The organism is Plantactinospora endophytica (assembly GCF_016862915.1).
GTDB lineage: Bacteria > Actinomycetota > Actinomycetes > Mycobacteriales > Micromonosporaceae > Plantactinospora > Plantactinospora endophytica.
This window is the reverse complement of sequence record NZ_BONW01000021.1, coordinates 534727-546557: the sequence shown is the minus strand read 5'-3', so window position 1 is coordinate 546557 and position 11831 is coordinate 534727. Positions and strand designations below refer to the sequence as shown.

The 11831-nt window shown below is 71.7% G+C and carries 7 protein-coding genes; 3 read left to right on the top strand and 4 right to left on the bottom strand.

The genetic code is table 11. The features are described from left to right. Positions 1-2 precede the first annotated feature (2 nt). Positions 3-3221: an AfsR/SARP family transcriptional regulator gene (locus Pen02_RS23465; protein WP_203868197.1), complete on the bottom strand. Its 3219-nt coding sequence runs from the start codon at positions 3219-3221 to the stop codon at positions 3-5. A gap of 149 nt (positions 3222-3370) precedes the next feature. Between Pen02_RS23465 and Pen02_RS23460 the strand changes: the two genes are divergently transcribed. Then, positions 3371-4933, top strand: a complete 1563-nt coding sequence (locus tag Pen02_RS23460) for a pectate lyase family protein (protein WP_203868196.1) — start codon at positions 3371-3373, stop codon at positions 4931-4933. Positions 4934-4998: 65 nt separating this feature from the next. On the opposite strand, the gene Pen02_RS23455 is transcribed toward Pen02_RS23460, so the two are convergent. After that, entirely contained in the window at positions 4999-5619 is a 621-nt protein-coding gene (locus tag Pen02_RS23455; protein ID WP_372445655.1) for an HNH endonuclease family protein, read from the bottom strand. Between the two features lie 295 nt (positions 5620-5914). Here Pen02_RS23455 and Pen02_RS23450 point away from each other — a divergent pair, with 295 nt between their 5' ends. Next, the gene (locus Pen02_RS23450; protein WP_203868195.1) at positions 5915-6889 is read left to right on the top strand and encodes a hypothetical protein; all 975 of its coding nucleotides are present in this window, start codon (positions 5915-5917) and stop codon (positions 6887-6889) included. 192 nt (positions 6890-7081) lie between these two features. On the opposite strand, the gene Pen02_RS23445 is transcribed toward Pen02_RS23450, so the two are convergent. Both Pen02_RS23445 and Pen02_RS23440 read right to left on the bottom strand, forming a co-directional pair. Continuing rightward, positions 7082-7465 carry a hypothetical protein gene (locus tag Pen02_RS23445; protein ID WP_203868194.1) on the bottom strand — a complete coding sequence of 128 codons (384 nt, stop codon included), beginning with the start codon at positions 7463-7465 and terminating at the stop codon, positions 7082-7084. Between the two features lie 170 nt (positions 7466-7635). Then, positions 7636-8592, bottom strand: a complete 957-nt coding sequence (locus tag Pen02_RS23440) for an FAD-dependent oxidoreductase (RefSeq protein ID WP_203868193.1) — start codon at positions 8590-8592, stop codon at positions 7636-7638. 608 nt (positions 8593-9200) lie between these two features. Between Pen02_RS23440 and Pen02_RS23435 the strand changes: the two genes are divergently transcribed. Beyond that, a complete protein-coding gene (locus tag Pen02_RS23435) occupies positions 9201-11522 on the top strand; it encodes a glycoside hydrolase family 9 protein (RefSeq protein ID WP_203868192.1) in 2322 nt (773 codons plus the stop codon). Positions 11523-11831: the final 309 nt, after the last annotated feature.

Here is an 11831-nt window from a genome sequence, read left to right as displayed (position 1 = left end):
CGTCAGGCCCGGTCCCGGTCTGCCAGCAGGGATCGGGCCTGATCGGTGCTGAGCGTGCCGCCCCGCGCGAACAGGGTGGCGAAGTCCGCCCCGGCGGCGGCCCGCACCGCTTCGGTGATCCCGTCCAGCTCGGCCCGGTCGAAGTCGGAGAACCGGTGCCCGGCCCCGCGTCGGGCGGCGTCGGCCGCCCCGAGCAGTTGCGCCGCCACGCCGATCGCCGGCCCGGACCCGTCGGTCCGCGCGTCCCGGACCAGCGCGTCCGCCATCCCGGTCAGCGCCGTCGCCGTCTCCGCTGGGGAGTTCTGTTCCCGGGCCACGTCGAAGGCTTCCTGGTGCCAGGCCAGCGCCGCCGCCGGGTCACCGCACTGCCCGGCCAGCATGCCCAGTTCGATCAGCACCATCGCCAGGTACGGCGGGTGGGCGTCACCGGTCTGCTGCTGCCGGGCGGAGGCCAGCAGCCAGCGCAGGTGCTGTTCCGCCAGGTCGAGCCGGCCGTCCCGACGGGCGGCGTACGCGAGTCCGATCGTGGCGAACACCTCCCCGGCGAGCAGCCCCTGTTCGGCGGCGAGCCGCCGCGCCTGCTCGGCGTGCTCCAGCGCACCCGGGTAGTCGCCGAGCCGCGTCGAGATCCAGGCCAGCCAGGCCAGTCGACCGGCCACGTCGGACCAGAGTCCCAACTCCTCGGCGATCCGTTGACCGTCCCGGCTCAGCCGGGCCGCCTCGGCCCAGTCGCCGGTCAGGTCCGCGTGCCCGATCAACCAGTCGGTCGCCTGGAGTACGCCCCAGTCGTCGCCCAGTTCGCCGAAGAGTTCGGCGCCGCGCCGGGCGTCGGCCTCCAGCGCGACCGGGTCGGCCCGCCAGTGCGCCAGCATCGCCCGGGTACTGAGTACCGCCGCCTCGCCCCACCGGTCCCCGGCCGCCCGGAACGTCTCCAGTGCCCGGGCCAGCAGCTCCCCGCTGGCAATCACGTCCCCGAAGTCGATGATCGACGCGGCCAGGAACCACTCGGCCCGCGCCTGCCCGAGCGGGTCCGCCACCTTCTCGTACCCGCGCAGCACCTCGGCGGCCTGCTCCGGGCCGGCCTGTCCCTGCCGCATCGCCAGGCCGGCGTGCCACGCCTCGGCGGTGGCCCGGACCGCGTCCGGCACCTCACCGGGTACGGCCAGCGCGGCGGCCAGGCTCCGCCGGGCCTCGGTGAGCCGGCCGCGCAGGAAGCGGTACCAGACCAGTGCCGTGGCCAGCCGCAGCGCCGGTTCGGCCGCACCCTCGCGCCGGAAGGTGTCCAGTGCGGCCCGCAGGTTCGCGGCCTCGGCGTCCAGCCGGCGCAGCCACTCCCGCTGGCCGGGCCCGCGTAGTTCCGGATCGGCCCGCTCGGCGAGCGCCAGGTAGTGGTCGGCGTGCCGACGCCGTACCGCCGTCTCCTCGCCGGCCTCGCGCAGCCGGTCGAGGCAGTACGCGGACACCGACTCCAGCAGCCGGAACCGGGGCCCGTCGCCGCGTACCACAAGCGAGCGGTCCACCAGCCCGGCGAGCAGGTCCAGCACCGTGCCGGACGGCGTGCCGGGGTCGGCACAGACCGTCTCGGCGGCGGTCAGGGTGCAGCCGCCTGAGTGCACGGCCAGCCGGCGCAGTAGGGCCCGTTCGGGTTCGCCGAGCAGCCGCCAGCTCCAGTCGATCACCGCGGCCAGGGTGCGTTGCCGGGCCGGCGCGTCGCGCGGTCCGGTGGCCAGCAGCCCGAACCGGTCCTGCGGCACCCGCAACCGGGCCGCCAGCTCCGGCACGCCCAGCACCGGTACCCGGGTCGCGGCCAGTTCCAGCGCCAGCGGGATGCCGTCCAACCGCCGGCACACCTCGGCCACCCCGGCCACCGTCTCCGGTGTCGGAGCCAGCCCGGCGCGGGCCAGGAACAGCCGTACGGCGGACGACCGGGCGAGCCGGTCCGGGTCGTCGGTGTCGGGAAGGTCCAGCGGCGGCAGGTCCCAGCGGGCCTCGCCGCGCAGCCGCAGCGGCTCCCGGCTGGTGGCCAGGACCCGCAGGCCGGGCGCGGCCGGCAGCAGCCCGCCGACCAGCCCGGCCACCGGCTCGATCACGTGCTCGCAGTTGTCCAGCACCAGCAGCATCCGCCGCTCCCGCAGCGCGGCGGCCAGCCGGGCACCCGCCGGCTCCGCACCGCCGGGCGCGTCCGGGATCGACAGTACGGCCAGCACCGGCTCGGCCGGGTCGCCCGACCCGTCCCAGGAGGTCAGGTCGACCAGCCAGACCCCGTCCGGGTACGCCTCGACCGCCGTCCGGGCGACCGCGAGGGCCACGCTGGTCTTGCCCACCCCGCCCGGGCCGGTGAGCGTGACCAGCCGGCCGGCGGCCAGCAGTTCGCGTACCCGCCGGACGGCGTGCTCCCGGCCGATCAGTTCGGTCACCGGCGCCGGCAGGGCCACGCTGGGCAGGAGTCGGCGGCGGGCGGGTGCCGGTGCGTTCTCGGCCGGGTCGCCGGCCAGGATCGCGCGGTGCAGGGCGGCGAGTTCCGGCCCCGGATCCAGGCCCAGTTCGTCGGCGAGGCCGCGCCGCAGTTCCTGGAAGCTGTCCAGTGCCTCGCCCGTGCGGCCGGACCGGTGCAGGGCCCGCAGGTGCGCCGCCCGCAGCCGTTCCCGGTACGGGTGCCGGGTCACCTGCTCGGCCAGCTCGCCGACGAGTTCACCGTGTTCGCCGAGGTCCAGCCGGGCCTCCGCGTACGCCTCGACGGTGGTCAGCCGCTGCTCCTCCCACCGGGCCACGGCGGTACGGGCGAACTCCTCGTCGGCGAAGTCGGCCAGGGCGCCGCCCCGCCACAGCGCCAGCGCGTCGGCGAGCAGCCCCGCCCGGGTACGCGGGTCGTCGGTCGCCTGTGCCTGCCCGACGAGTGCGGTGAACGTTCCCGCGTCGACGGCGTCGGGGGCGGTGCGCAGTTCGTAGCCGGGGGCCTGGGAGACCACCAGGTCCCGGGCGTCCGGCTCGGCACCGGCCAGTGCCCGGCGCAGTTGCGAGACGCGTACGTGCAGCGCGGCGGTGGGGTCGGCGGGTGGTGTCGTACCCCAGAGGTCCTCGACCAGTCGGTCCACCGAGACCGGCCGTCCCTGTCCGACCAGCAGGTCGGCCAGGAGGGCCCGGACCTTGCGGCCGGGGATCGTGACCGGCTCGCCGTGGTCGGTCCAGACGGCCAGCGGCCCAAGCACTCCGAATCGCACCGACCCAGGTTACGGAAGCCGGCGGACAGGATCTTGCCATTTCGATAGACGGCGTTCTATCCTCGCTTTGGAAAGCGCTTTCCTGGCGCTGGTGGATCGACCTGGTGGAGCCGATCCGGATTCGAACACGAAGGAGAGGCGGAACGAGGATGAGACGACCAGCCGTACTACGACTCTGTGCCGTGCTGGCCACCACGGCCGTCGCGGCGGCCGTCGGGGTGACCCTGACCGTGCCCGGCGCGTCGGCGGCGACCGGCGGCGTCACCGGGTACGCCACCCAGAACGGCGGGACCACCGGCGGTGCGGGCGGGCAGACCGTCCGGGCCAGCACCGGAACCGCGATCCACGCCGCCCTGTGCGGGCGGGCCAGCAGCAGCACCCCGATCGTCATCGAGGTCACCGGGACCATCAACCACGGCAACACCACAAAGGTCTCCGGCGACAGTTGCAACACGGCGGCCGGCGTGATCGAGCTGAAGCAGATCAGCAACGTCTCGATCATCGGCGTCGGCGGCGGGGCCGTCTTCGACCAGCTCGGCATCCACATCCGCGATTCCAGCAACATCATCATCCAGAACGTGACCGTCCGGAACGTGAAGAAGTCGGGCTCGCCCACCTCCAACGGTGGTGACGCCATCGGGATGGAGAGCACCGTCCGCAACGTCTGGGTCGACCACGTCACGCTGGAGGCGTCGGGCGGGGAGGCGGAGGGCTTCGACGGCCTCTTCGACCTGAAGGACAACGTCCAGTACGTGACGCTCTCCTACAGCATCCTGCGCAACTCCGGCCGGGGTGGCCTGGTCGGGTCCAGCGAGAGCGACCGCGCCAACGGGTTCCTCACCTACCACCACAACCTGTACGAGAACATCGACTCCCGTACGCCCCTGCTGCGTGGCGGCATCGCGCACATCTACAACAACTCGTACGTGAGCCTGCACGAGTCCGGGATCAACTCCCGGGCTGGCGCCCGGGCCAAGGTGGACAACAACTACTTCCGGAACTCCAAGGACGTGCTGGGCACCTTCTACACCTCGGAGGCCGGCTACTGGCAGGTCAGCGGCAACATCTTCGACAACGTGACCTGGTCCGCCCCGGGTGAGGACACCAACCCCGCCGGCCCCAACCCGCAGTCCAACACCACGGTCAGCATCCCGTACCCCTACACCCTCGACGGGGCGAGTTGCGTGCCGAACATCGTCAGCCAGACGGCCGGGGCCAACAGGGGCAACCAGGTGTCGAACGGCAACTGCGTACCGACCACGCCGACGACCGGGCCGACCAACCCCACGCCCCGGCCGACCACACCCACCCCGACCAACCCCGGTACGCCCACCCAGCCGCCGAGCGGGACCAACCTCAGCCTCGGGGCCGGTGCCGACGGCTCCAGCAAGGCCAGCGGGACGAGCTACGGCAACGTGCGGGACGGCGACATGGGCACGTACTGGTCGCCGGCCGGCGCGACCGGCTCCATCTCGATCAAGTGGGGCTCGGCCACCTCGGTCTCCAGGATCAACATCCGGGAGGCGTCCGGCGCGGCCGGCGGCATCGGGTCCTGGCGGGTGCTCAACGCCGACACCGGTGCGGTGCTGACCTCCGGCAGCGGGGCGGGCGTGATCACCTTCGCGCAGACCTCGCTGAAGAAGATCACCTTCGACATCACCAGTTCGAACGGCGCGCCGAGGGTCGCCGAGTTCGAGACCTACGCCGGGTAGCGGCGCGGTCCGAACCCGGACCGGCCGGCCCCGACATCGTGGTCGGGGCCGGCCGGGTCACGGCGTCAGGAGGTGCAGGTGTTCAGCATGGTCTGCAACGCCGACTTCTCCGCCGACTGGAGGTGCAGGCCCCAGTTGTACTTGGTCCGGATCCACATCTTGGCGTACGTGCAGCGGTAGGCGGTCCGGCTCGGCTGCCAGGTGGACGGGTCCTGGTCGCCCTTGGCCTGGTTGACGTTGTCGGTGACGGCGATCAACTGCGGGCCGTTCAGGTCGTTGGCGAACGACTGGCGGCGGCTGGTCGCCCACGAACTAGCCCCGGACCGCCAGGCTTCCGCGAGGGGCACGATGTGGTCGATGTCGACGTCGGCCGGATTGGTCCAGGTCGCCCCGTCGTACGGGCTGTACCAGCTACCCGAGGTCGGGTAGCAGGAACTGTCCACGCTCACCCCGCTGCCGTCGCGCCGCAGCACCGTCTCCCGGGTGTTGCAGGCACCGCTGATCGTGATCCAGTGCGGGAACAGGTCCCGGCTGTAACCGGTCATGGCGCCCTGGGTGGCGACGGTCAGCGCGTTCAGGTTGGACTGGGCGGTGGCCTTGGACGGGATGCCGGGCGGTGTCGCGCCGGCCGGGGTCGCGACCAGCAGGGACGCGGCGATCGCCGCGGTGGCGGCGGTGACGGTGATCGTCAGCCGGATACGGCGACGTCGGATGTGGAACACAGGTGCCTCCCGGGGCTCTGGGGGTACGGGAGCCCTCAACGTTGCGGACCGGCGTGTCCGGGCCGCTAAGGCCATGTAACCGGCCATCGACGCGCATCGGAAGGCTCGGCGGGGCACAAGATCTTTTCTGTCGCTCGCCGGGGCCTCCGCTGTCGGCAATCCAACCCGACGGTGTCGGCCGGCCGGCTGTGTCGGGTGTCGACGGTGGGCTGGGATATCCGAGCGGGGGTCGTGTTTCCGGTTCCGGTGGGGTGGTGCGATGCCGACGTACGCCGACCTGCGGGTGGAGTCGTGGTGGAACCGCGAGGTCGTTACGGCCGAGCTGGACTGGCTCGGCGACGAGCTGTGCCGGCGTACCGGTCGGCCCCGGAGCGCCTGCGGGACGAAGGGCGACAACCGGCACCTGCGGGGCGCGCACCGGTCACAGGAGTGGATCCTCCGCTCGCGGTACGCCCGGTCCCGGTCGTACACCGTGCAGTCCGGCCTGACCGCCCTCCAGCGCCGGTACGTCTGCGGGGTCGACTTCACCCCGGGCGCGTGGGGCAGCCGGAACAACGAGCGGCTCATGATCGCCCAGACCGGGCGGCTGATCCGGGCCATGCGGGCCGGCCAGCTCGACGAGGTCCGGGAGGTCTTCGGCACCACCAACGGGCACACGGTGACCGGCTGGAGCAACGTCGCCAACCGGCGTACCTCCTCGGACCGGAGTCACCTTGAGCACTGGCACCTGACGATCGACCGGCGGCACTGTGCCGACCGGAGCCTGATGAGACGCATCGTCGCGATCGTGCTCGGCACCGAGCGAACGGTCCGGACCGCACCGAGGCCGGCCGCGCCCGCTCCGGTGCGGACGACGCCGGTCGTGCCGGTACGACGGAAGGAGGACGGGGTGAGCAGGGAGAACGTGATCGACGGGCTGCGGACCGCGCAGCCGTACCAGTCGGCGGGGGTCGGGCGACTCGCCAAGCGGATGGGCATGAAACCGGTGTCGCAGCGGGCGCTGTCGGAGTACACCTGGGCGACCGTGCAGAACCTGGCGACCCAGCAGGCCGTACTGCTCGCGAAGCAGCAGGAGTTGCTCGGTCGCGCTCCGGTGGACGAGCAGCGGATCATCGACGGCGTGCTGGCCGGCCTCGGCGCCCGCGACCTGGACGACGTCGCGACGGCGCTAAGGGCGGCCTTCGGGGACCGGACCGCCGAACTGGCCGCCAAACTGACCCGGCCCGACGGCTGAACGCGCGGCCGGGCACGAGGCGACCGGCGAGGACCAATCCTGTCCGGCGGACCGGACGCGCTGATCCGGTCCGTCGGACTAGTGCCCGAGCAGTGCCTGGCGGGGCCGGGGTGACGGGAGCGGGTACCGCCGAACCGGGCGGCGGCCCGTCCGGTCCGGGACGGGCCGCCGCCCGGCGCCGACCCTGGTCGGTCAGGCCGGCTGGCTGGTCCTGGTGCTGGGCTGGCGCGGCGACTGGTTGCTGGTCCCGTTGGTGGAGACCGCCGGGGCCGCCCCGACACCCAGTACGGTCAGCGCGGCCAGCAGCAGCGCGATCCACTCGTTGGAGTCCAGTCCACCGAGGATCACCGTGGCCAGTACCTGGAGCACGCTCAGCACCACGGCGACAGCGGTCTTGCCCCACCGGTACTGCGGAGTCAGCGGCACCAGGTAGACGCCGATGGCGGTGGCGGCGGCGATGGCGATCTGCACCGCCTCGTCCGACTCGATGCGCTGGTCACCGGAAAGGGCTCCGTACGCGACCGTGAGCGCCGCTCCGGCGACGGCGGCGATCGCCTTGCCGTACTTACGGATCATGGGATTCTCACCGTACCTCTCCGGTGGCGGGTCAACCGGACGCGGACCTTACCGGTTGTCGTGGCGTCATGGTGTAACAGTCCGGTGCCGACTGTCAGTCGGATATCCGCCGTTCCACAGTCGGACTTCCTGCCTGCGGAAACACGTCAACGCGAATTGTGCGCCCGTCGTCAGGTCAACTCGCTGAGCGCGAGTACCTCGTCGGCGCATCCCCAGGAAAGGGCGAGCCCGGAGCCGCCGTGACCGTAGTTGTGGATGAGCACATTGCCGTCCACAAGATCGCGCTCGATGCGTACGCTCGGCCGGCTCGGCCGCAGTCCGACCAGGATGCGCCGGACCCGGGCGGAGCGGAGCAGCGGCTCGACGGCCGCGCACCGGTCGACGATCGCCGCTGCCCGGGCCGGGTCCGGGGTCAGGTTCTCCGAGCCGGGCGTGGCGCTGCCGCCGAGTACGACGTAGTCGTCGTGCGGCAGGATGTAGGTCATGTCCTCGTGCTCGGCCCAGTCCTGGAAGAACGTGTGGATTCCCGGATTGTCGACGACCACCAGTTGTCCCCGGGTCGGAAAGACCTGGTCGTCCGGAACGAGATAGCGGGCACCGAGTCCGGTGCAATTCACCAGCACCCGGGCGGCGCCGGCCAGTTCCTTGAATGAGCCCACCGTGCCGATTTCGATAGGGACGCCGTAATCGCCCAGTCGCCGGGTGAGATATCCCAGATAACGCGGCATGCTGACCAGTGGACTCGTGTATCGCCACCCGCTGACGTAGCCGGGCGGGAGTTGGTCGGCGGGACAGGGCTCGAAGTCGCTGAGGTCGCGGACCCAGGCCGGCGGGTCCAGTGGGAACGGCGCCACCTCCAGGCCACGGACGAGTCGGACGCCGGACGACCGGTCCTTGGCGATCTCCTCCAGGATGAGCCGGGTCTGCTCGCTCCAGTGCAGGATGCGTTCGTCGGCCAACTCGTACGGCCCCCAGCTCGCCCCGGCGGACGCGGAGGTCGTCTCCTGCGGCGGGCGCGCGGCCCGGATCTGGACGTGCAGCCCCGCCTCGGCGAGCCGGACGGCGGTGGACAGCCCGATGACGCCCGCGCCGATAACCAAGACGTCGGGTCGTCGGGATGCCGCCATTAGGCCATATTAACGGAGGTCTTACCGGTCCAGTGTTCGTCAGCTGCCGGATACCCGGTTGCGGAGACGGGGTCGGACACCCTAGGGCGTCAATATTGATTCGCCCGCGCCGGCATCGGCTGGAAATTGCAGCCGCGAATTACCGTGGGTGGCGGAAGGCCCGGTCGTCCGGCCGGTCGAAATTGCCGGAGACCAGGAGTTTCGATTCGAGCGCCGGCTTCGGCAACTACTCTGCGTTGTCAAAGGGTTCCGTGCGGTTGTGGGGCCGCTCCGACCTCGGGCGGAGCCGACCCGACTTCGGGCGGAGCCCGGCCCGGCGGGTCGTCCGGTACGGGGGTGTGTCGTCCGCCGTGGAGTGTCGGGTGGTGGGCCGATCGGTCGGCGTCCGGGATGGACGGTGCGACGCTGTCCCGCTTCAGTGGGATTTATCGCGGTCAACCGGTGTGGTGCGCCGGGGCGACCGGTTGACAGGCCGGAAACTCGATGTCAATCTCCCGGTAGCCCGGACTGGGAGCGCTTCCATCGATCTTGCTCCACGTCGTGCCACCCCCTGCCCGGCGCGGTACCGGCCAGCCACCGGCCACCGCCCGCCCACCGGAAGGAATGACGTGCTCAGACCCCGCTCGCCGCGTACCGTTCCACCGAACCTCGTACCGAAGGGCTCGCTCGCCGCCGCGACCGTCGCGGCACTCGCCGCCAGCCTGCTCACCGCACCCGGCGCGTCCGCGTACGCCCCGGCGGCAGCCGACGAGGCACCGGAGCAGATCGTCAACGGCACCTTCGACAACGGCCACGCCCCCTGGTGGGGCACCGCCAACCTCACCCTCGACTCCAGCACCGGCCAGCTCTGCGCCGGGATACCCGGCGGCACCGTCAACCCGTGGGACGTGATCATCGGCCAGGACAACGTCGCACTGGTCGCCGGTGAGTCGTACGAGTTCCGGTTCTTCGGCCAGGCCACCCCGAACAAGGTCGGCCGGGCGCTGGTCCAGTTGCCAGTCGACCCGTACACGCAGTACCTGTCGGCGAGTCCCGAGCTGAGCGTCTCCGGCAACGACTACCGCTACACCTTCACCTCCCCGGTCGACCTGCCGAACGCCCAGGTCGCCTTCCAACTCGGCGGCAGTGTTGAGCCGTGGACGGTCTGCCTGGACAACATCTCGCTGACCGGCGGCGCCGAACCGGACGTCTACGTTCCCGACACCGGCCCGCGGGTGCGGGTCAACCAGGTCGGCTACCTGCCGAAGGGGCCGAAGAACGCCACAGTGGTCACCGAGGCGACCGGCGCGCTGCCCTTCCAACTCCGCGACGGTGCCGGCCGGCTGGTCAAGCAGGGCCGGACCACGCCGCGCGGCGTCGACCGCTCCTCCGGGCAGAACGTGCACACCATCGACTTCGGACACTTCACCCGACCCGGCACCGGCTACACGCTGACCGCCGACGGCGAGACCAGCCGTCCGTTCGACATCGGCGCCGACTTCTACGAGCAGTTGCGTACCGACGCGCTGAAGTTCTACTACACCCAGCGCAGCGGTACCGCGATCTCCGACGCGCTGCGCCCCGGCTACGGCCGCCCGGCCGGACACGTCGGAGTGGCGCCGAACCAGGGCGACACCTCGGTGCCCTGCCAGCCCGGCGTCTGCGACTACACCCTGGACGTCTCCGGCGGCTGGTACGACGCCGGCGACCACGGCAAGTACGTGGTCAACGGCGGCATCTCGGTGCACCAGTTGATGAGCGAGTACGAGCGCTCCACCCGGGCCGGCACCGGCCAGCCGTGGAAACTCGGCGACCGTACGCTGAACCTGCCGGAGAGCGGCAACAAGGTGCCGGACATCCTCGACGAGGCGCGCTGGGAGCAGGAGTTCCTGCTCAAGATGCAGGTGCCGGCCGGTAAGCCGCTGGCCGGGATGGCCCACCACAAGATCCACGACGATTCCTGGACCGGCCTGCCGCTGCTGCCGCACCTCGACGACAAGCGGCGCGAACTGCACCCGCCGTCCACCGCCGCCACGCTCAACCTGGCCGCCACGGCTGCCCAGGCGGCCCGGGTCTTCAAGCCGTACGACCGGCGGTTCGCCGACCGCAACCTGGCCGCCGCGAAGACGGCCTGGACCGCCGCGAAGGCCAACCCCGAGCGGTACGCCGACCCGGCCGACGCCAACGGCGGTGGCGCCTACAACGACGCCGACGTCACCGACGAGTTCTACTGGGCCGCCGCCGAGCTGTACCTGACCACCGGGGCGAAGGAGTACCGCGACTTCGTGCTCGCCTCGCCGCACCACGCCGGCGACGTGTGGCGGGAGCGCGGGATGGACTGGGGCAACACCGCCGCGCTCGGTCGGCTGCAACTGGCCACGGTGCCGAGCAACCTGCCGGACCGGGCCCGGGTACGCGCCTCGGTCGCCCAGGGCGCCGACCGCTATCTGGCCACCCTGAAGGCCCACCCGTACGGGATCCCGTACAACCCGTCGGACAACCTCTTCGACTGGGGCTCCAACAACCTGATCGTCAACAACGCGATCGTGCTGGCCACCGCGTTCGACCTGACCGGGAAGGACCGCTACCGGGACGGGGTGCTGGAGACCATGGACTACGTCCTCGGCCGCAACGCGCTGAACCAGTCGTACGTGACGGGCTACGGCGAGGTGGCTTCGCGCAACCAGCACAGCCGCTGGTACGCCCGCCAGCTCAACCCCGACCTGCCCAACCCGCCCCGGGGTACCCTCTCCGGCGGCCCGAACTCGGCCATCCAGGATCCGGTCGCGCAGCAGAAGTTGCGCGGCTGCGCGCCGCAGTTCTGCTACATCGACGACATCGAGTCCTGGGCGACGAACGAACTGACCATCAACTGGAACGCACCGCTGTCCTGGATCGCGGCGTTCATCGCCGACCAGGACAACGGCGACGCCGGAAACCACCGGCACTGACCCGCGACGCGGGCATGGGCTCCGGCCGGCGGCGGATCGCCACCGGCCGGAGTCCCGACCCACCGCACCTGGCCCGTTGTGATGGGTGGGTCGTCGCCGGACATCTCGGATGTCCTGTTACTGAAGGCGCCGACGGGCACGGATCCGTTACACCGGACTCGCCGCCCGGCAACACCGATACCGGCACCGCCGGCCCAGCGGCGCGACAACCGCCCAGGTCGTCGGCGTTGGGGCAGCCGTCCAGGCGGTCGGCGGACGGGCAGGAACCCGGATCGTCGGCGGTGGAACAACCGTCCGCGTTATCGGCGG